The organism is Geodermatophilus sp. SYSU D00710, from assembly GCF_054050195.1.
Genome location: NZ_JBJGYX010000006.1, coordinates 80257 through 99013 on the forward strand (window position 1 = coordinate 80257; position 18757 = coordinate 99013).

Annotated in this window: 21 protein-coding genes; 14 read left to right on the forward strand and 7 right to left on the reverse strand. The window is 76.5% G+C overall.

The features are described from left to right. Positions 1-22: 22 nt before the first annotated feature. Positions 23-268 carry a hypothetical protein gene (locus ACI78U_RS04420; RefSeq protein WP_456874078.1) on the reverse strand — a complete coding sequence of 82 codons (246 nt, stop codon included), beginning with the start codon at positions 266-268 and terminating at the stop codon, positions 23-25. A 134-nt stretch (positions 269-402) separates the two neighbouring features. Here ACI78U_RS04420 and ACI78U_RS04425 point away from each other — a divergent pair, with 134 nt between their 5' ends. Continuing rightward, complete coding sequence (locus tag ACI78U_RS04425) at positions 403-1257, forward strand: SDR family NAD(P)-dependent oxidoreductase (protein WP_456874079.1); 855 nt, start codon at positions 403-405, stop codon at positions 1255-1257. Positions 1258-1267: 10 nt separating this feature from the next. Here ACI78U_RS04425 and ACI78U_RS04430 read toward each other — a convergent pair whose 3' ends face one another. After that, on the reverse strand, positions 1268-1882 hold the full coding sequence (locus ACI78U_RS04430) for a TetR/AcrR family transcriptional regulator (RefSeq protein ID WP_456874080.1): 615 nt from the start codon (positions 1880-1882) through the stop codon (positions 1268-1270). 102 nt (positions 1883-1984) lie between these two features. Here ACI78U_RS04430 and ACI78U_RS04435 point away from each other — a divergent pair, with 102 nt between their 5' ends. The 3 genes from ACI78U_RS04435 to ACI78U_RS04445 all read left to right on the forward strand — a co-directional run bounded on the left by ACI78U_RS04435 (position 1985) and on the right by ACI78U_RS04445 (position 4419). Beyond that, on the forward strand, positions 1985-3004 hold the full coding sequence (locus tag ACI78U_RS04435; protein ID WP_456874081.1) for a hypothetical protein: 1020 nt from the start codon (positions 1985-1987) through the stop codon (positions 3002-3004). Positions 3005-3044: 40 nt separating this feature from the next. Continuing rightward, positions 3045-3512, forward strand: coding sequence for a TspO/MBR family protein (locus tag ACI78U_RS04440; RefSeq protein ID WP_456874082.1), 468 nt, complete (start codon positions 3045-3047; stop codon positions 3510-3512). Positions 3513-3702: 190 nt separating this feature from the next. After that, positions 3703-4419 carry a hypothetical protein gene (locus ACI78U_RS04445; protein WP_456874083.1) on the forward strand — a complete coding sequence of 239 codons (717 nt, stop codon included), beginning with the start codon at positions 3703-3705 and terminating at the stop codon, positions 4417-4419. A gap of 10 nt (positions 4420-4429) precedes the next feature. Here the strand turns inward: ACI78U_RS04445 and ACI78U_RS04450 are convergent, their stop codons facing one another. Beyond that, entirely contained in the window at positions 4430-4903 is a 474-nt protein-coding gene (locus ACI78U_RS04450; RefSeq protein ID WP_456874084.1) for an N-acetyltransferase family protein, read from the reverse strand. 55 nt (positions 4904-4958) lie between these two features. Between ACI78U_RS04450 and ACI78U_RS04455 the strand changes: the two genes are divergently transcribed. Then, the gene (locus tag ACI78U_RS04455; RefSeq protein ID WP_456874085.1) at positions 4959-5462 is read left to right on the forward strand and encodes a DUF2505 domain-containing protein; all 504 of its coding nucleotides are present in this window, start codon (positions 4959-4961) and stop codon (positions 5460-5462) included. A gap of 3 nt (positions 5463-5465) precedes the next feature. On the opposite strand, the gene ACI78U_RS04460 is transcribed toward ACI78U_RS04455, so the two are convergent. Continuing rightward, positions 5466-8606: a carboxyl transferase domain-containing protein gene (locus ACI78U_RS04460; RefSeq protein WP_456874086.1), complete on the reverse strand. Its 3141-nt coding sequence runs from the start codon at positions 8604-8606 to the stop codon at positions 5466-5468. Positions 8607-8659: 53 nt separating this feature from the next. Between ACI78U_RS04460 and ACI78U_RS04465 the strand changes: the two genes are divergently transcribed. Both ACI78U_RS04465 and ACI78U_RS04470 read left to right on the forward strand, forming a co-directional pair. Next, positions 8660-8788: a hypothetical protein gene (locus tag ACI78U_RS04465; protein ID WP_456874087.1), complete on the forward strand. Its 129-nt coding sequence runs from the start codon at positions 8660-8662 to the stop codon at positions 8786-8788. A 42-nt stretch (positions 8789-8830) separates the two neighbouring features. Then, positions 8831-10141 carry a serine/threonine-protein kinase gene (locus tag ACI78U_RS04470; RefSeq protein WP_456874088.1) on the forward strand — a complete coding sequence of 437 codons (1311 nt, stop codon included), beginning with the start codon at positions 8831-8833 and terminating at the stop codon, positions 10139-10141. Here the strand turns inward: ACI78U_RS04470 and ACI78U_RS04475 are convergent, their stop codons facing one another. Further along, entirely contained in the window at positions 10142-11173 is a 1032-nt protein-coding gene (locus ACI78U_RS04475) for an ion channel (RefSeq protein ID WP_456874089.1), read from the reverse strand. A gap of 95 nt (positions 11174-11268) precedes the next feature. On the opposite strand from ACI78U_RS04475, the gene ACI78U_RS04480 reads away from it, so the two are divergent. Together ACI78U_RS04480 and ACI78U_RS04485 are read left to right on the forward strand one after the other, a co-directional pair. Beyond that, positions 11269-11775, forward strand: coding sequence for a mycothiol transferase (locus ACI78U_RS04480; protein WP_456874090.1), 507 nt, complete (start codon positions 11269-11271; stop codon positions 11773-11775). A gap of 152 nt (positions 11776-11927) precedes the next feature. Beyond that, positions 11928-13109, forward strand: coding sequence for an acyl-CoA dehydrogenase family protein (locus tag ACI78U_RS04485; RefSeq protein WP_456874091.1), 1182 nt, complete (start codon positions 11928-11930; stop codon positions 13107-13109). A 12-nt stretch (positions 13110-13121) separates the two neighbouring features. Here the strand turns inward: ACI78U_RS04485 and ACI78U_RS04490 are convergent, their stop codons facing one another. Further along, positions 13122-13403 carry a hypothetical protein gene (locus ACI78U_RS04490; RefSeq protein WP_456874092.1) on the reverse strand — a complete coding sequence of 94 codons (282 nt, stop codon included), beginning with the start codon at positions 13401-13403 and terminating at the stop codon, positions 13122-13124. Between the two features lie 141 nt (positions 13404-13544). Here ACI78U_RS04490 and ACI78U_RS04495 point away from each other — a divergent pair, with 141 nt between their 5' ends. Together ACI78U_RS04495 and ACI78U_RS04500 are read left to right on the forward strand one after the other, a co-directional pair. Then, positions 13545-14123: a hemerythrin domain-containing protein gene (locus ACI78U_RS04495; protein WP_456874093.1), complete on the forward strand. Its 579-nt coding sequence runs from the start codon at positions 13545-13547 to the stop codon at positions 14121-14123. Positions 14124-14192: 69 nt separating this feature from the next. Next, complete coding sequence (locus tag ACI78U_RS04500) at positions 14193-14498, forward strand: hypothetical protein (RefSeq protein ID WP_456874094.1); 306 nt, start codon at positions 14193-14195, stop codon at positions 14496-14498. A 138-nt stretch (positions 14499-14636) separates the two neighbouring features. Here the strand turns inward: ACI78U_RS04500 and ACI78U_RS04505 are convergent, their stop codons facing one another. Next, a complete protein-coding gene (locus tag ACI78U_RS04505) occupies positions 14637-15122 on the reverse strand; it encodes a MarR family winged helix-turn-helix transcriptional regulator (protein ID WP_456874095.1) in 486 nt (161 codons plus the stop codon). 21 nt (positions 15123-15143) lie between these two features. Between ACI78U_RS04505 and ACI78U_RS04510 the strand changes: the two genes are divergently transcribed. From ACI78U_RS04510 to ACI78U_RS04520, 3 genes are all read left to right on the forward strand, one after another. Beyond that, the gene (locus ACI78U_RS04510; protein ID WP_456874096.1) at positions 15144-16184 is read left to right on the forward strand and encodes an ABC transporter substrate-binding protein; all 1041 of its coding nucleotides are present in this window, start codon (positions 15144-15146) and stop codon (positions 16182-16184) included. 77 nt (positions 16185-16261) lie between these two features. After that, on the forward strand, positions 16262-17707 hold the full coding sequence (locus ACI78U_RS04515) for an APC family permease (RefSeq protein ID WP_456874097.1): 1446 nt from the start codon (positions 16262-16264) through the stop codon (positions 17705-17707). After that, on the forward strand, positions 17704-18726 hold the full coding sequence (locus ACI78U_RS04520) for an acetamidase/formamidase family protein (RefSeq protein ID WP_456874098.1): 1023 nt from the start codon (positions 17704-17706) through the stop codon (positions 18724-18726). Before ACI78U_RS04515 ends, ACI78U_RS04520 begins: the two co-directional genes overlap by 4 nt. The last annotated feature ends 31 nt before the right edge of the window (positions 18727-18757 follow it).

Sequence of the window (18757 nt, forward strand, 5' to 3'; positions counted from 1 at the left end):
TCCCCGTCCCCGGGCTCGTCGCTCAGCCGCCGGGCGTGGACTGCAGGTCGGTCCGCAGCCGGACGTGGAGCGCCCGGAACGGCAGCCCGTGGGCGCCGGGCTCGGTCCAGTCGACGTGCACGACCTGCCCCGCCCGCAGCGGGCCGCCGGTCACCACGGAGGCCTCGGCCCAGCACTCCCCCGGCGGGTCGGCCAGCTCGATGACGGCACCACCGGCGTCCGCGTCCCACCGGACGACGCTGCCGGTGCTGCTCCCGCTGCGTTCCATGCCGCCAGGCTGCGCCCCGCGGGCGCCCGCGACAAGGCGGTCAGCGGGTGCTGTGCACTGAGCACCAGGCACACCTGCCCCACCCGACCGCCGGGACGTCCGGTCGGGGCGCCCGCCCGCCGATCGGAGGGAGCGTGGCCCCCGCGCACCCCTCCGTCCTGATCACCGGCAGCTCCTCCGGCCTCGGCCTGGAGACCGCCGTCGAGCTGGCCGGCCGCGGGTGGCAGGTCGTGGCCTCGATGCGCGACCCGCAGCGGCGGACGGCGCTCGACGCCCGGGCACGGGAGGCCGGCCTCGACCCGCTCGACGTCGTCGCGCTCGACGTCACCGACCCGGACTCGGCCAAGCGGGCGGTCGAGGAGACCCTCGAGCTGACCGGCGGGCGGCTCGACGCGCTGGTGGGCAACGCCGGCACCGCCTCGGGCGGCGCCTTCGAGGACACCGACGAGGGCGAGTGGCAGCGGGTCCTCGACACCAACCTGCTCGGCAGCATGCGGCTGGCCAAGCTGGTGCTGCCGGTCATGCGGCGGCAGCGGGCCGGGCGGCTGCTGTTCGTCTCCAGCGACTCGGCGCGCTACGGCAACCCGGGCCTGTCGCTGTACTGCGCGTCCAAGTGGGCGCTCGAGGGCTGGGCCGAGTCACTGGCCTACGAGGTGGAGCCCTTCGGCGTCCGGGTGGTCCTGGTGGAGCCGGGCAACTACGACACCGCGATCTGGTCGACGACCCCGCGGGTCACCGCCCCGGACAGCGCGTACCGCGGCCTCCTGGAGGCGGTCGAGCGGTTCGTGCAGGAGGAGCACCTCCCGCGCTCCCGCGACCCGCGCGAGGTGGCCCGGGCCGTCGCCCGCGCCCTGGCGGCGGACCGCCCGCCGTTCCGGGTGCCGGTCGGCCCCGACGCCCGCCTGGCCGCCGTGCTGGGGCGGCTCCCCTACCGGGTGACGGCCACGGCGGTCCGGCGGCTCACCGGCCTGCACCGCTGGCGCCCCTGACCGGTCCGCCTCACACGCCCGCGACCGTGGCGCCGTCCCGGACCACCCGCAGCGCCTCGGCGTACGCGGCGGGGTCGACGTCGCCGAGCAGCAGCCGCTGCAGGAGGAAGCCGATCACCGTGGAGAACATCGTCGCCCCCAGGTGCAGCGGGTCGGCGTCGGCCGGCAGCCGCCCGGCCGCCTGCCCCCGCCGGGCGACCTCGACGAAGTACCCGCGGATGGTGCGGTAGGCTCGGTCGACGACGGCGTGCACCGCGGGGTTGCGCAGCGCCTCCCCCCACGCCTGGACCGCGACCCGCGTGACGTCGACCGGCTCGCGTGCGGCGACGTCGGCCACCATCCGGACCGCGGCGGCCACCGCGTCGACCGGGTCGGGTGCGGCGTCCTCCTCGAGGAGCGCCTCGAACCGGACTGCCGCCTCCCCGAGGATCCGGTCGACGATGGCCGCGATGAGCTCGTCCTTGCTGCGGAAGTACCGGTAGACCGCGCCGGCCGACATCCCGGAGGCCGCGATGACGTCGGCCATCCCGGTCGCCTGGAAGCCGTTGGCCGCGAACCGGGCGGTGGCCGCGTCGAGGATCTGGTCGCGGCGGGCGGCGAGGTGGGACTCGGAGACGCGGGGCATGCCTCCAGAGTAAAACGAACGACCGTTCTTGACGAGTGCGGGACGCTGGCGCACACTCGGCCAGGTAAGCGAACGGTCCTCCGTTTTACAGGAGCGGTCCCCATGTCCACGTCCGCACCACCGCCTCCCGCCCGCAGGTCCGCCACGTCCGCGACCGCCGCCGTCGCCGTCGTCGCCGTCCTGCTCACCGTCGTCCTCACCGCCTTCGCGTGGCCGGCCGTCCGGTCGGCGCCGCACGACCTGCCGCTCGCCGTTGCCGGGCCCCCGGCCGCCACGGAGCAGGTGACCGCAGCCCTCGACACCGCGGCACCCGGTGCCTACGACGTCCGTCCGGTCGACGGCGAGCCCGCCGCCCGGGCGGCCATCGAGGACCGCGAGGTGTACGGCGCGGTGGTCGTCGATGCCGGCGGGCCGCGCCTGCTCGTCGCCTCGGCCGCCTCCCCGACCGTCGCGAACTCCCTGCGTCAGGTCGCCACCGGTCTCGGCGCGGCGACCGGGACAGACGTGCCGGTGGAGGACGTCGTCCCTGCGCCCGAGGCCGACCCGCGCGGAGCCGGGCTGGCCGCCGCCGCGCTGCCCCTCGCGCTGGGCGGCATCGTCACCGCCGCCCTGGCCTCGCGGCTGGTGCGCGGCCGAGCCCGGCAGGTCGCCACGGCGCTCGCCGCGGCGGTGGCCGGCGGCATGGTCACCGCGACCGTGCTGGGCACCTGGCTCGGCGCGGTCGAGGCCGGGTGGTGGACGACGTCGGCCGTCGTGGCGTTCGGCATCGCGGCGACCGCCCTGGTGCTGCTGGGCCTGCACGACCTGCTGGGCACGCCGGGACTGGCGCTGGGCGCGGCGACGACGGTCCTGCTGGGCAACCCGCTGTCCGGTCTGGCCGGCGCACCGGAGCTGCTGCCGGGCGCCTGGGGCACGGTGGGCCAGTGGCTGCCGCCGGGCGCGACCGGGACCCTGCTGCGCGCCACCTCGTGGTTCGACGGTGCCGGGGCGGGCTCCGCGCTGCTCGTGCTCTCCGCCTGGTGCCTGGCCGGCCTGCTCCTGCTCGGCGCCGGCGCGGCCCGCGCCCGCCGGGTCCGGCCGGACGCACCGGCCCCCGCCGCCCGGGAGGCCGTACCGGTCTGACCGCCGTGCCGGCCGGGACGGCGAGGGCCATCCTCGGGACGTGCGCCGCCCCTCCCCCCTGGTCTCCTCCGCCGTGCCCGTCGTGCTCACCGCGCTGGTGGGCACGGCGGGCACCGACGTCGGCTCGGACTGGTACCGGCGGCTGGACACGCCGCGCTGGCAACCGCCCGGCCCGGTGTTCGGGATCGTGTGGACGGCGCTGTACGCGCTGGTCGCCGCGGCGGGGACCCGCACGCTGCGGCGGGCCGGCACCGACCGGCGGAGCTGGTCGGGCGCCTTCGCGGTCAACCTGGTGCTCAACGCCGGGTGGCCGTGGGCGTTCTTCCGCGCCCACCGGCCGTGGCCGGCAGCGGCGGAGGCGGCACTGCTCGCCGTCTCGACCGCCGACCTCGCCCGGCGGTCGGCGCGGATCGACCGGACGGCCGGGCTGGCGCTGCTCCCCTACGCCGCGTGGACGGCCTTCGCCACGGCGCTGAGCACCGAGATCGCCCGCCGCAACCGGGGCTGAGCGGCCACCCCGTGGCGGGAGCAGCGGACTCGACGCGCGGGCTCCCGTAGACGGGGCGGAACCGTCCGGGTCAACATGTCCCACCCGGTCGTCCGGCAGCTCAGGGGGGAGCGCAGTGGACAGGTCACGGCGAGGGATCCGCTCGGCCCGCTTCATCCCGGCTGTCGGAGCGAGCGCCTGTGCGCTCGGGGTGGCGGCGGCCCTGTCCGCGACGTCGGCCGTCCCCGGCGCGGAACGGGGCGGAGAGGACACCGCGCCGGCCGGCGACGTCTACCGCCCCACGCCCGAGCCGGCATCCGACGCCGGGCCGCTCGCCCTGCCGAGCATCGGCGTGCTCGCCCCCGGATTCGAGGAGGGGTGGGCGCCCGCGCCGCCGGAGGCGCCGGTGGTCGACTGGGCGGCCCTGGTGCCCCAGGACCCGTTCCCGCCGTTCACCGAGGACCTGGACCGATACCTGCGCGCCGAGGCGACCGCCGGGACGACGACCGCTCCCGCGGCCGGTCTCCCGAGCACGCCGGCGGCCTCGCCGTCGACCGGGACCTACACCACGTCGCCGCCGTCGCCGACCACCGCACCGTCCACCGCGGCACCGTCGACCACCACGCCGTCGACCACCACGACACCGACCACCACGCCGACGCCCGTTCCTGAGCCCACGCCCGAGCCGACCCCGGAGCCCACCCCGGAACCGACGCCCGAACCGACCCCCGAACCGACGCCGGAGCCCACCCCGGAGCCGACGCCCGAGCCCGCCCCGACGCCGACGGCCGAGCCCACCGAGCCGGCGTGCGAGGTGCCCGCGCCCGCCGACCCGGCGGCCACCCCGCCGCCCCCGCCGCCGACCGACCCCGTGACCGGCGAGCCCGTGCCCTGCACCCCGGCCGAGCCGGCGCCGGTCACGCCGTGACCCGGACGCGCTACCGGCGCAGGTCGGTGGCGTACCAGACCTCGCGCAGCCGGTGGCCGGCCCACTCGCGCTCGAGCACCTCACCCGTCGGGCGCCAGCCGGCCCGCTCGTAGAACGTCCGCGGCCCGGTGTTGCGCTCCTCGGTGCGCAGCCGGGCGCGGTCCCACCCGGCTCGGCGGAGCCGGTCGAGGACGGCGGCCAGCAGCGCGCGCCCGGTGCCCCTCCCCTGCTCGACGGGGTCCACGTAGAGCAGCGTCACCTCGCCGGTGGCGTCGTCGGCCCGCGTGAAGCCGACGACGGCGCCGCCGCGCTCGGCCACCAGGAACCCCGGCGCGGTCACCCGCTCCCGCCACAGCGGCACGTCGGGCTCGGCCAGGACGTCGCCGAGGAAGGACGACCAGGCCGCCCGCCCCGCGCGCGCCTGCACCGCGGCGACCGCCGCCGCGTCCCCCGGCTCCGCCGGCCGGATCACCACCTCGTCCACCGCGGCAGTGTGACCCCGGCGAGCGGGCGCGGGTCCGCCCGGACGAGGATGAGCCGTGCCCATCGACGTCACCACCACCTACCCCGCCGACCCCGAGCGCGTCCTCGCCGTCCTCACCGACGAGTCCCTCCTGCGCGAGGTCGCCCAGGCCCTGGAGGCGCAGGTGCAGGAGGTGTCCAGCCGTACGGAGGGAACCGGCACCACCACGCGGATGCGGCTGTCGGCCCCCACGACGGGCATCCCGCCGGTCTTCGCCCGCTTCGTCGGCAGCACCGTGCCGGTCTCGCAGGTCACCACCTGGCGCCCCGACGGCGACCGCGGCTACCGCGGCGACCTCGACCTGCGCGCCGAGATCATGGGCCGCGAGGCCCGGGTCACCTGCGCCCGGCGGCTGACGCCCGCGGACGGCGGGACCCGCGCCACGGTCACCGGCGACGCGAAGGTCGACGCCCCGCTCATCGGCCGGCAGGCCGAGGCGGCCGTGCGCGACCTGGTCACCCAGGTCGTGCTGCGCCGCGAGCACGAGGTGCTGCAGCGCCGCCTGGGCGAGGGCGGCTGAGCGTCACCCGGCGAGCCCGGCCAGCGCGCGCAGCAGCACCTCGCGGGTGTCGGCCGGGTCCACGACGTCGTCCACCTCGAACGCCGACGCCACGTTGAGCGCCCGCCCCTGCGCGTAGGACTGCGCGACCAGCTCGGCGAACCGGGCCTCGCGGGCGTCTGCCGGCAGGGCCTCCAGCTCACGCCGCGCCCCGAGCCGGACGGCACCCTCCAGGCTCATCGGCCCGAACTCGCCGGTCGGCCAGGCCAGCGTGAGCAGCGGGGCCTGCAGGTCGCCGCCGAGCATCGCCATCGCCCCCAGGCCGTAGGCCTTGCGCAGCACCACCGCGAGCAGCGGCACCGGCAGCTGCGCCCCGGCGACGTAGAGCCCGCCGAAGCGCCGCACGGTGCCGGTGCGCTCGGACTCCGGGCCGACCATGAAGCCGGGGGTGTCGACCAGCGAGACCACCGGCAGCCCGGCCGACCCGCACAGCCGCAGGAACGCCGCCGCCTTGTCCGCCGACTCGCCGTCGATCGCGCCGCCGAGGTGCCGCGGGTCGTTGGCCAGGAACCCCACCGGCCGGCCGCCCAGCCGGGCGAGGGCGGTGACGATCCCGCGGCCGAACGCGGGGCGCAGCTCCAGCACGCTGCCGGCGTCGGCGAGCGTGGTGACCACCGGCCGCACGTCGTAGCTGCGCACCCGGTTGGCCGGCAGCGCCGTCCGCAGCGACCGCTGGTCGGCGGCCTCTCCCGGCTCGACCCGCCCGGCCAGCAGCCCGACCGCGCGCCGGGCGGCGGCGACCGCGGCGGCGTCGTCGGCGACCACGACGTCGACCACGCCGTTGGCCGCCTGCACCGCCGTCGGCCCGACGTCTCCGGGAGCGACGACGCCGAGGCCGCCGGCCTCGATCATCGCCGGGCCGCCCATGCCGATGCTGCTGTCCTCGGTGGCGACGACGACGTCGCAGCAGCCCACCAGCGCGGCGTTGCCGGCGAAGCAGTACCCGGAGACGACGGCGACCGTGGGCACCCTCCCGGCCAGGCGCGCCATCGTGGTGAACGTCGGGACGTCGAGCCGGGAGAAGCCACCGCCGTCGGTGTCGCCGGGTCGCCCGCCGCCGCCCTCGGCCACGAGCACCACCGGCAGCCCGCGCTCGGCGGCGACCTCGAGCAGCCGGTCGGTCTTGCGGTGGTTGGTGCGGCCCTGGGTGCCGGCCAGCACGGTGTAGTCGTAGACCAGCACCGCGCAGGGGACGCCGCCGACCTCGCCGATGCCGGTGACCATCCCGTCGCCGGGGGTGCGGGCGACCAGCTCCGCCAGCGACCGGCGCGCCCGCTGCGCGGCGATGCCCAGCTGCCCGTACTCGACGAAGGTGCCCTCGTCGACCAGCGCGGCCACCGTCTCCCGCGCGGTCATCCGCCCGGCGTCGTGCCGGCGGGTGACCACGTCGGGCCGGGCCGCGTCGAGGGTGGCGGCCCGCCGCTCGTGCAGCTCGGCGAGCTCGGGGCGGACCGCGTCCGGGTCGTCCTCGCCCGGCCCGCCGGCGGCGTCGTCGACCTCGCCGGGGAGGACCCCGCCGAGCACGGTCCCCGCGGTGACGACGTCACCCACCCGCGCCGTCAGGCCGGCGACCACGCCGGCGACCGGCGCGGCCACCACGTGCTCCATCTTCATGGCCTCGAGCACCAGCAGCGTGGCCCCGGCGGCGACGGCGTCGCCCTCGGCGGCGGCGACCTCGACCACCGCCCCCGACAGCGGTGCGGTGACCGGCAGGACGCCGTCGAGGGCGGGCCCGGCGGGGTGCTCCGGGGCCGGCTCCGGCACCAGCTCGGCCAGGCGCGCGTCGACCAGGCCGGTGCCCGCCCGCCCCTCGGCGACCTCGGGCAGTGCGACCAGCGCGGCGAGCAGGCCGGCGGTGGTGGGCACGCCGGCGACGTCGAGCTCGGCCAGCGCCCGGGCGGCGCCGGCCAGCGCCCGCGGGAGGTCGCGGTCGTGCACGACCACCTTGGCCAGCAGCGAGTCGTAGCGGGGGCCGATCTCGGCGCCGGGCACCGCGGCGGTGTCGACCCGCACACCGCGCCCGGTCGGCGGGACGAACCGCTCGAGCACCCCGGTGCCCGGCCGCACGGTGCCGTCGGGGAGCAGGGTCTCGGCGTTGACCCGCGCCTGGACGGCGGCGCCGCGGACCGGCGGCGGGTTCTGCAGCCCCAGGCCGGCCAGCGTCGCGCCCTCGGCCAGCCGGATGCCCACCTCCACCAGGTCGAGGCCGGTGACCTCCTCGGTGACGGTGTGCTCGACCTGCAGCCGCGGGTTGACCTCGAGGAAGGCGATCTCGTCGCCGCGGACGAGGAACTCCACCGTCGCCAGCCCGCGCAGGCCCGCCGATCCGCACAGCACCGTCGCCCAGGCGGCGAGGCGGCCGCGCAGGTCGTCGCCGAGCGCCGGCGCGGGCGCCACCTCGACCAGCTTCTGCCGGCGCCGCTGCAGCGAGCAGTCCCGGTCGCCGAGGACCACGATCTCGGCGCCGTCGCCGGCCACCTGCACCTCGACGTGCCGGGCACCGGTGAGCAGCCGCTCGAGGTACACGGCGCCGTCGCCGAAGGCCGCCCGCGCCTCCGACCGGCAGCGCTCCAGGGCCGCGGGCAGCGCGGCGGCGTCGTGCACGGGCCGCATGCCGCGCCCGCCGCCCCCGGCGAGTGCCTTGACCATCACCGGGCCGCCGGCCAGTAAGGCCGCGGCCTCGTCGGGGCCGGGGTCGGCGCCGGTGGCGGCGAGCACCGGCACGCCGAGCCCGGCCGCCCGGTCGCGGGCACGGGTCTTGTCGCCGAAGAGCGCCAGCACACCGGCGTCCGGGCCGACGAACGTGAGCCCGGCGTCGGCACAGGCGCGGGCCAGCCGCGGGCTCTCGGCGAGGAACCCCCAGCCCGGGTGCAGGCCGTCGGCACCGGCGCGCACGGCGGCGCCGACCACCGCGGCGACGTCGAGGTAGGCGGCCGGGCCGGTGCCGGGCAGCCGGACGGCGTCGTCGGCGCGGCGCACGTGCAGGCTCCCGGCGTCGTCCTCGGGAGCCACCGCCACGGTGGACAGGCCCAGCGCGGCCGCGGTCCGCAGCACGCGGACGGCGACCTCGCCGCGGTTGGCGACCAGCAGCCGGGTGACGCTCACGGTCGCCGGAGTCTAGGGAGCGCGCCGGCACGATCCGGGGCAGGCTGCCGGTCATGACGACACCGCCGACCGAGCCCGACGCCCCCCAGCCGCGCGACATCGCCGTCGAGATGGAGACCCAGCAGGTCGCCGACGACCTCGAGGCGCGCAGCGACCCGGAGGAGCCGGCGAACCCGGCCTGAGCGGGGAGGACGCCGACCCGTCCCCGGGCGTAGCGTTCTCGTATGTCCGCCGAAACCGGGACCGGACGCCTGGTCGCCGGGCGTTACGCGGTGACCGAGACCATCGGGCGAGGTGGCATGGGCGTCGTGTGGCGCGCCACCGACCAGGTGCTGCGCCGGCCGGTCGCCCTCAAGGAGATCGTGTTCCCGGCGCACCTCAGCGACGAGGAGCGCGAGTCGCTGCGCCTGCGGACCCTGCGCGAGGCCCGCACGGCGGCCCGGCTGGTGCACCCCTGCGTCACCACCCTCTACGACGTCGTCGAGGAGGACGGCCGGCCCTGGCTGGTGATGGAGCTGGTCGAGTCCCGCAGCCTGCAGGAGATCGTGCAGCGCTCGGGTCCGCTGCCGTGGCGCACGGTGGCGCGCATCGGCCTCGACGTCCTCGACGCGCTGGAGGCCGCGCACGCGGCGGGGATCGTGCACCGCGACGTCAAGCCGGCCAACGTGCTCGTCGGCGCCGACTGCTCGGCGCACCTGACCGACTTCGGCATCGCGACGGCCACCGGCGACTCGTCGATCACCACGTCGGGCGCCATCCTCGGCTCACCGGCCTACATGTCGCCCGAGCGGGCGCGCGGCGAGGAGCCCGGGCCCGCCGTCGACCTGTGGTCGCTGGGCGCGACCCTCTACACCGCGGCCGAGGGCCGGCTCGCCTTCGACCGGCCCGAGCCGATGGCCACGCTGCTCGCCGTCGTCCAGGAGGACCCCGCGCCGGTCGAGCGGGCCGGTCCGCTGGCCCCGGTCCTGCACGGGCTGCTGACCCGCGACCCCGCCCAGCGGTGGGACGTCGCCCGCGCGCGGGCCGGCCTGCGGGACGCCCTCGCCGGCGCCGGGCCGGGACCGGCCTGGACGCCGCCCGCGCCCGGCGGTCCCCCGGCCGAGGGCGCGCCGTCGCTGGGCGGCCAGGTCGAGCGCTTCGACCTCGACGACCTGCGCGCCCTGGCCTCGGTCATCGGCACCGTCGCCCGCGATGCCCGCGACCAGGCCCGCTACCTCGCCGACAAGCGCCGGGAACGCAAGGAGCGCAGGGAGCGCAGGTCCGGGGAGCGGGCCGAGCAGAAGGCGCGCGCCGCCGCCCCGCCGGCTCCCCCGCCGCAGGCACCGCCGCCCGCACCGGTGCGCGGCCGCGGGCGGACGGCGCCGCCCGCGCCGGGCCGGAGCCGGGGACGGGGACGGGCGGCACCGCCCGTGCCGCGGCGCCGGCGGTTCAAGCGGCGCTGGGTGGTCGTGCCGGTCGTCGTGACCGTGCTCGCCGTGCTGGCCGCCCTGGGCGGGGTGGTGGCGCTGCTCGCCGCCCTCCTCGGCTTCTGGTGATCAGCCCCGCTGGGCGAGGCGGGCGGGGTCGAGCCGGTGGGCGGCGACGTAGTACAGCGTGGCGCCCTCCGGCACGGGGGTGTCCCAGGAGGGGCTGACGACCAGGCCATCGGTGGTGCGCAGGGCGAGCACGGTGGCGCCGTGGTCGCGGCCGAAGGCGGTCTGCCAGTCGCCGAAGGCGCGGTGCGACAGGCCGGCCGGCACCCGCACGGAGTAGGTGTTGCCGTGCCCGCCGGCGGTCATCAGCTCGTTGTAGACCGCGGTGAGCCCCGGGTCGGCCGCCTCCTCCGAGAGCAGGAACGGCATGTGCCACTGCACCACCTGCACCCCGGGGTTGACGTAGCGCAGGGTGACGCGCCGGCCGAGGTCACGCACCGCGGCCACCATGTGGACGTCGGGGTTGGCGTGGTCGACGGCGACCGCGATGGCGAGCGTCTCGTTGTCGTCGCGGCCGTCGATCACGACCGTGCGGGCGCGGGCCACCCCGGCCCGGGTCATGACGTCGGCGTGCGTCAGGTCGCCACGGACGAAGGAGACCGCCGGCTCCTCGGGCATCGGGTTGACCGGGACGTCGTCGTGCGCGCACAGCGCGATCCGCGTGCCCGGCTCGACGGTCAGCTCGGCGACGATCCGCTCGGTCCGCCCCGGCGTGTAGCCCAGGACGACGACGTGGTCCCGGAGGTCCAGGCCGACCACTCCTCTCAGCCGCTTGCCCCGCGTGGTCTGCAGGGCGGTGGCCAGCTCGGTGAACAGCAGGGTCAGCGTGACGATCCCGCCGACGATGACGTAGGCGCCGACGACGCGGCCGCCGAAGGACACGGGGAACTGGTCGCCGTAGCCGACGGTGGCGGCGGTGACGACGAAGAACCACCAGTAGTTGGCCGGGGCGGCCAGGCCGCTGTCGGCCGGCTCGACCAGCGCCATCGCCGCCCAGCTGGTCAGGAAGACCAGGAGGGCGACGGCGAGCGGCAGGCGCCAACCCGACAGCCGGGTCCGGAGGGAACGCAGCAGCCGCTGGAGCAGGAACGGCAACGCGGGACTCCCTCGGACGGCGGGTGGACACCGCAACCTACCGCCGGGCCGCCGCCGCGGGCGTCCCCCGCGAGCGGGACGGGTAGCGCCGGGGCATGCGCACCTCCGACCTCCTCCGGTACGCCTACGCCCAGATCGGCGAGACGCTGCACCGCGCCCTCGAGGGCCTGTCCCCGGAGGAGCTGGCGCACCGGCCCGGTCCCGACGCCAACCCGGTCGGCTGGCTGGCCTGGCACCTGCTCCGCGTGCAGGACGACCACCTCGCCGAGGTCGCCGGCACACCCCAGGTGTGGACCGCGCAGGGCTTCGCCGCCCGCTTCGGCCTGCCGGTCGACGACGCCGCCACCGGCTACGGCATGTCCCCCGAGGAGGTGGCCTCGGTGCGCGTGCCCTCCGTGGCACTGCTCCTCGAGTACGCCGACGCGGTGGCCGCCCGCAGCGACGAGTTCCTGCGCGGGCTGTCCGACGACGACCTCGACCGCGTCGTCGACGAGCGCTGGGACCCGCCGGTCACCCTCGGCGTGCGGCTGGTCAGCGTCCTCTCCGACGACCTGCAGCACGTGGGCCAGGCGGCCTACGCCCGGGGGCTGCTCGGCGCCTGAGCTCCCGCACGGGGTGCGACCCGAGTGAGCAGTCGGGGTCGGCGACACGCGCCGGCACGCCGAGTCGAGCAACCGCGAGTGCTCATCCGGCAGCGGGGGCTCCCAGCCCCGCACGCCCGGCAGCCCGCCCGGCCGGCGCGTAGCGTCGGCGCGTGACCGAGACCGCGCGCACCGACTTCTACGCCCTCGAGGAGCTGCTCGACCCCGCGGACACCGAGATCCGGGACCGGGTGGCCGACTGGTGCGCCAAGGAGGTCACGCCGCGCATCAACGACTACTGGGAGCGCGCGGAGTTCCCCTTCGAGCTGGTGTCCGGCTTCGCCGCGCTCGGCATCGCGGGCGGCACGGTGCAGGGCTACGGGTCGCCGGGCATGAGCGCGGTGGCGGCCGGGCTGGTCGCCGCCGAGCTGGCGCGCGCCGACGGCAGCATCGGCACGTTCAACGGCGTGCACAGCTTCCTGGCCATGCAGTCGATCGCGCTGCTGGGCTCGGAGGAGCAGCGCGAGCGGTTCCTGCCCCCGATGGCGCGGATGGAGAAGATCGGCGCGTTCGGGCTGACCGAGCCCCGGCACGGCAGTGACGCCGTCGCCCTGGAGACCAGCGCCCGCCGCGACGGCGACTGCTACGTCCTCGACGGCCAGAAGAAGTGGATCGGCAACGGCTCGATCGCCGACTACGTGCTCGTCTGGGCGCGTGGGGAGGACGGCCAGGTCGGCGGCTACGTCGTCGAGAAGGGCACGCCCGGGTTCACCGCGCGGGTCATGACCGGCAAGACGGCGCTGCGCGCGGTGTGGCAGGCCGAGATCACCCTCGACGGCGCCCGCGTGCCCGCGGAGAACCGGCTGGAGAACTGCCGGTCGTTCAAGGACGTCTCCACCATCCTCGACCGCACCCGCTACACCGTGGCCTGGCGGGCGCTGGGCGTCGCCATGGCCGCCTACGAGCTGGCGCTGGCGCACTGCCTGGGCCGCGAGCAGTTCGGCGCACCCATCGCCGGCTACCAGCTGGTGCAGGAGAAGCTCGCCACGATGCTCGCCGAGATCACGAACATGCAGCTGATGTGCTGGCGGCTGTCCACCCTCGCCGACGCCGGCCGGATGACCGCGGCGATGGCGTCGCTGGCCAAGCGGCACTGCTGCGCCACCGCCCGGCAGATCGTGGCCGACGCCCGCGACCTGTTCGGCGGCGACGGGATCCTGCTCGAGCACCACATCGCGCGGCACCACGCCGACATCGAGGCGATCTACACCTTCGAGGGCACCGACCACGTGCAGGCGCTCATCGTCGGCCGCGAGATCACCGGTCTCTCGGCGATCAGCGGTCGGCGGCGCTGACCGGGCGGGGGCTCAGCGCGCCCGGCTGAACTGCGCCGGACCGGCCTCGACCGACCGGGTCAGGCCCGACAGCCGGCGGCACTCGGCGCAGCCGGCGGGCCCGGCGCCGACGTGGTCCCAGCGCCGTCCGCCCTCGACGTGGACGATCGCGCCGCACAGCGCCAGCTCGACCTCGCCGTCGAGCTCGGTGGGCGGGCGGTGCGCCTCGACGGCGTGCCAGGGCGCGCGCTGTCCGGCCGGCCGGCCCCGCGTCCACCGGTCCGGCCGGGCGAGCCCGGCCGCGTAGGACTCCACGGGGCTGCTGTGCCCCGCGTCCCGTCCCGCCGAAACCCGCGCGCGGGCGGCCCCGTCCCGTGGGTGTGCCCGGGCGGGGCTCGGGGAACGGTCGGGGCCTCCCCAGCCGCGGGGACCGAGCCCGACCAGCCGGGAGACACCGTGACCGAGACCCAGCGCGACGTGGTGGACCTGCTCAGCGCCGACCACCGCGAGTTCGACCGCATATTCCAGGAGCTCGAGCAGCTCATGGGCAGCACAGACCCCGACGCGCTCGCCCGCAAGCGCGCCCTCGTCGACGAGGTCAGCATCGGCCTGGTCAAGCACTCCGTCGCCGAGGAGACGCAGGTCTACCCGCGGGTGCAGAAGGAGGTCGACGCCGAGGAGGCCGAGCGCGCCAAGCACGAGCACGACCTCGCCGAGCACACCATGAAGGAGCTCGAGCGGCTCGACCCGTCCGACGAGCGGTACGACACCGAGATCCGCACGCTGATCCGCGAGATCCGCACGCACGTCGAGCACGAGGAGGGCCGCATGTTCACCGAACTGCGGGCCTCGTTCGACCGGGCGGAGCTGGTGCGCATGGCCGAGCAGGTCGAGCGGATCAAGACGATCGCCCCCACCCGGCCGCACCCGGCGGTACCCAACGAGGGTCCCGTGCGGACGGCCCTGGGCCCGGTGGCCGCGCTCATCGACCACCTGCGCGACGCCGTCAGCGGGCGGGGCAAGCAGGACACCTGATCCGTCCGGCACCGCCGTCGCCCTCCCGGCGTTACCGTCGGGAGGTCGACGCGGTGGGAGGGGTCTCCGGTGGAACCAGTCAGCCTGGTGGTCGGTGCGGCGCTGCTGGTCGCCGGGTTCGTGGCCGGGCGGCTCGGACGCCGCCGTCCCGCCGCTCCCCCGCCGAACCCGGTCCCGCTGTGCGGCTGCGGTCACGCGCTCAGCCAGCACGACACCGAGACCAACACCTGCTACGCCGAGCTGCGCCGCGACGCCTACGACAAGCGCGGCCGCTGGGCCGGTCACACCTGGGTGCCCTGCACCTGCCGGCAGTACGTCGGGCCGCGGCCGATCGACGAGGTCTTCGTCCCGCGGATCCTCCCGCCGGCCGAGTGAGCCCGGCGGCGCCGCGTGTCCGGCGCCGCGTGTCGATCATCGGACCGGTTGTCGATCATCGGATGTGTGCCGCCCGCACCGGCGTGTCCGCGCGTGTCGCGTGCACCCATCCGATGATCAACACGGCGGCCGTCCGCCTCAGCGGTGCCGTGGCACCTCGGCGGACCAGTCGGGCGGGCCGGCGAGGTCGGTGAGCGCGGCGACGAGCGCGCGCACCCGGTCGGCGCCCAGCTCCGCCGCCAGCGCCGACTCGTGCGCCCGCACCAGCGCCTCGAGCCGGTCGAGCCGGGTGCGGCCGCGCGCGGACAGGTGCACCCGCACCCGCCGGCCGTCGCCGGGGTCGGGCAGCCGGTAGGCCAGCGCCGCGTCGACCAGCCCGTCGACCAGCCGGGTGGCGGTGGGCGCCGGCATCGACAGCACCGTCCCCAGCTCCCCCATCGTGCGGCCGGGCCCGTCACCCAGGGCCCGCATCAGGCGGTACGCGTCGAGCGTCGCGCCGTCCTCGGCGAGCACCGTGGCGACGCCGCGGGCGACCCGACGGGCGACGACGGTCAGCAGCTCGACGAGGGACGGCCCGGTCGCCGACGGCACGCGAGAACCCGTGGCCCGCTGCTCGACCGGCATGGTCCGCACCATACTCAGACGGTGCCCGGACCGACCGTCCCGATGGACGCCTGGGAGGCCGCCCTCAGCGGCCGCACCCCGGGTGTCGCGCGGGTCGGACTCGCCGTCCCGCTGTCCGGCCCCCTGGCCATGACCGCACCGTCGGCGCTCGACCTCGCGGGCCTGGCCGCCGAGGAGCTCAACGAGGCCGGCGGCGTCCGCGGCCGACCGGTCGAGCTGGTCACCGTCGACGCCGGCCGGCGTCCGGCCGAGGTGGCCGCCGAGGCCGCGGCCCTGCACGCCGCCGGCGCGGTCGACGTCCTCGTCGGCTTCTCCACCAGCGACGTGTCCCGGGCGGTGGCCGCGGCCATGGCGGGCCGGGCCGGCTACGTCTTCACCCCGCCGCACGAGGGCGGCCGCAGTGTCGGCGGCGTCCTGCGGATCGGCTCGTCCCCGCTGTCCCAGCACGCCGCCGCGCTCGCCTGGCTGGTACGCCACCGGCGGGCCCGGCGCTGGGTACTGCTCGGCACCGACTACGTGTGGCCCCAGGCCGTGCACCGGGCCGCCCGCGCCGTGCTGCGCGACCTGGGCGCCGAGGTCGCCGGCGAGCTGCTGGTCCCCTTCGGCCCGGCCGACCCCGGGCCCGCGCTGGACCTGGTCCGCCGCAGCCGGGCCGACGCCGTCCTGCTCAGCCTCGTCGGCCGCGACCTGGTCGCCTTCAACCGCGCCTTCGCCCGCGCCGGCCTCGACCGGCGGGTGGTCCGGCTGTCGGGGGCGCTGGAGGAGAACGGTCTCTACGCCGTCGGTGGCGACGGCACCGGCGAGCTCTACGCCTGCATGCCCTCCTTCGCCGCCGCGGCCGACGCCGCCGACGAGGGCCAGCTCGCCCTCCAGGAGCGGCTCGCCGCCCGGGCCGGGCCGTCTGCACCCGTCGTGTGCGCGTACGCGCGCGGGGTCTACGACGGCGTCCGCACCGCGGCCGGCCTGCTCGGCGGGCGGGCGGTGACACCGGTCCGGCCGCCGCAGCCGCGGCTGGCCCGCGCCGACGGGCTGGTCTTCCGGGAGGTCCCGCCGCGCGGCTGACCCCCGGTGCTTCCAGATGGAAACAACTGGGCCTACCCTCCCCGCGTCCGGCCCCGAGCCGGCCGAGAGGAGGAGTCGTGAGCGACCCCCGCACCACCCACTCCGCGCACGCCCCCGGGAGAACCGGAGCCGGCGCGGTCCCGGCGGCCGGCGCTGCCGGCGTCGAGGAGTTCGGCTACCGGCAGGAGCTCAAGCGCTCGCTGAGCTTCACCGACCTGCTGGTCTACGGCCTGGTCTTCATGGTCCCGATCGCGCCGTTCGGCATCTTCGGCGGCGTCTTCCAGGCCAGCGGCGGCATGGTGGCGCTGGCCTACGCCATCGGCGGTCTGGCCATGGCGTTCACCGCGGCGTCGTACTCGCAGATGTCGCGCGCGTTCCCGATGGCCGGCTCGGTCTACACCTACGCCGGGCGCGGCATCGCCCAGCCGGTGGGCTTCATCGCCGGCTGGATGATCCTGCTCGACTACGTGCTCGTCCCCGCGCTGCTCTACCTGATCGCCGCGATCGCGATGAACTCGATCATCGCGTCGGTCCCCGTCTGGGTGTGGCTCATCGGGTTCGTCGTCCTCAACACCGTCGTCAACTACTTCGGCATCGAGTTCACCGCGCGGGTCAACAAGATCATGCTGGTCGGCGAGCTGATCGTGCTCGCGATCTTCCTCGTGATCGGCGTCGTGGCGCTGGCCTCCGGCGAGGGCCGCGGCTTCGACCTCACCCCGATCTACAACAGCGACACGTTCTCCCTGGAGCTGGTCTTCGGCGCGGTCTCGATCGCAGTGCTGAGCTTCCTCGGCTTCGACGGCATCTCGACCCTGGCCGAGGAGAACCGGGAGTCGGCCCGCTCGATCGGCAAGGCGATGATCGCCGCGCTGGCGCTGGCCGGGACGCTGTTCATCGTGCAGACCTGGGTCGCGGCGCTGCTGGTGCCCGACCCCGACACCCTCATCGCCGAGGGCGACGCCGCCGGCACCGCGTTCTACGACGCGGCCGAGGTGGCCGGGGGTGCCTGGCTGGGCACGCTGACGGCGGTGGCGACGGCGATCGCCTGGGGCTTCGCCAACTCGCTGGTCGCCCAGGCGGCCACCTCGCGGCTGCTGTTCGCCATGGCCCGTGACCGGCAGCTGCCCAGCTTCCTGCGGCAGGTGCACCCGACCCGCCGGGTGCCGGTCAACGCCACGCTGCTGGTCGCCGCGATCTCCCTGGTGCTGGGCCTGTACATGGAGTCCCGGGAGGACGGGATCACGCTGCTGTCCACGCTGGTCAACTTCGGCGCCCTGTCGGCGTTCCTGCTGCTGCACGTCGCGGTCGTCGTGCACTTCGTGGTCAAGAACGGCAGCCGCAACTGGTGGCTGCACCTCGCGGTGCCCGTCATCGGGTTCGCGATCCTCGCCTACGTCGTCTACAACGCCCAGGTGGCGGCCCAGGAGCTGGGCTTCGCCTGGCTGGCGATCGGCCTGGTGCTGATGGTGGTCCTGATCGCCACCGGCCGCCGGCCGGAGATCCGAGCGGAGGAGCGACTGTGACCGCCAGCCTCGAGGTCGTCTCGCTGGAGCCGACACCCGACCAGCTGCGCTACTCGTTCGGCGGCGGGGAGCCGCTGCTGACCGTCGCGCCCGGCACGGTGGTCGAGCTGGCCACGGAGGACTGCTTCGGCGGGGCCGTGCGCAGCGTCGACGACCTGCCCAGCCAGGTGTGCGTGTTCCCCTACCTCAACCCGGTCACCGGCCCGATCGCCGTCGAGGGCGCCGAGCCCGGCGACACGCTGGCCGTGCACCTGGTCGACATCGCCCCGGTGCGGGACTGGGCCGTGTCGACCACCTTCCCGCACTTCGGGGCGCTGACCACCACGCACCAGACGGCGATGCTGCACGAGCCGCTCGAGGAGCTGGTGTGGCTCTACGAGGTCGACCGGGAGCGGGGCACCTGCCTGTTCCGGCCGCGCCGCGGCGGGCCGGAGGTGGAGCTCCCGCTCGACCCGATGCACGGGACCATCGGCGTCGCCCCCGGCGCCGGCGAGGTGCACATGAGCATCACGCCGGGCGCGCACGGCGGGAACATGGACACCCCCGAGGTCCGCGCGGGGACGACGCTCTACTTCGGCGTCAACGTCCCCGGCGGCCAGCTCGCCATCGGCGACGGGCACTGCCGGCAGGGCGAGGGCGAGGTCTGCGGGACCGCCGTCGAGGCGGCCATGCGGACCGTGGTCGTCGTCGACCTGGTCAAGGGCGGCGGCCCGGCGTGGCCGCGGCTGGAGACAGACGAGTTCCTCATGTCCACCGGCTCGGTCCGACCGCTCGAGGACGCGTTCCGGGTCAGCCAGCACGACCTGGTGACGTGGGCGGCGGAGCTCACCGGCTGGGACCGGCTCGACGCCTACCAGCTGGTCAGCCAGGCGGGGCTGGCGCCGGCGGGCAACGTCGTCGACACCAACTACACGATGGTGGCCAAGCTGGCCAAGCGGTACCTGCCGGGCGCCCCGGCCGCCGACGGCGTGCACGAGCGGCTCCGGGAGACCGCGGCCGCCTACCTGGCGCAGCGCTGACCGCGGCGGCCGTCCCGGCGCTCCGCAGCGG

Bases quoted from the DNA above. Each gene is read 5' to 3' on its own strand.
- ACI78U_RS04505 (WP_456874095.1), bottom strand. From the start codon at position 15,122: ATGCCGGTCGAGCAGCGGGCCACGGGTTCTCGCGTGCCGTCGGCGACC.
- ACI78U_RS04430 (WP_456874080.1), bottom strand. From the start codon at position 1,882: ATGCCCCGCGTCTCCGAGTCCCACCTCGCCGCCCGCCGCGACCAGATC.
- ACI78U_RS04470 (WP_456874088.1), top strand. From the start codon at position 8,831: ATGTCCGCCGAAACCGGGACCGGACGCCTGGTCGCCGGGCGTTACGCG.
- ACI78U_RS04420 (WP_456874078.1), bottom strand. From the start codon at position 268: ATGGAACGCAGCGGGAGCAGCACCGGCAGCGTCGTCCGGTGGGACGCG.
- ACI78U_RS04435 (WP_456874081.1), top strand. From the start codon at position 1,985: ATGTCCACGTCCGCACCACCGCCTCCCGCCCGCAGGTCCGCCACGTCC.
- ACI78U_RS04480 (WP_456874090.1), top strand. From the start codon at position 11,269: ATGCGCACCTCCGACCTCCTCCGGTACGCCTACGCCCAGATCGGCGAG.
- ACI78U_RS04465 (WP_456874087.1), top strand. From the start codon at position 8,660: ATGACGACACCGCCGACCGAGCCCGACGCCCCCCAGCCGCGCGACATC.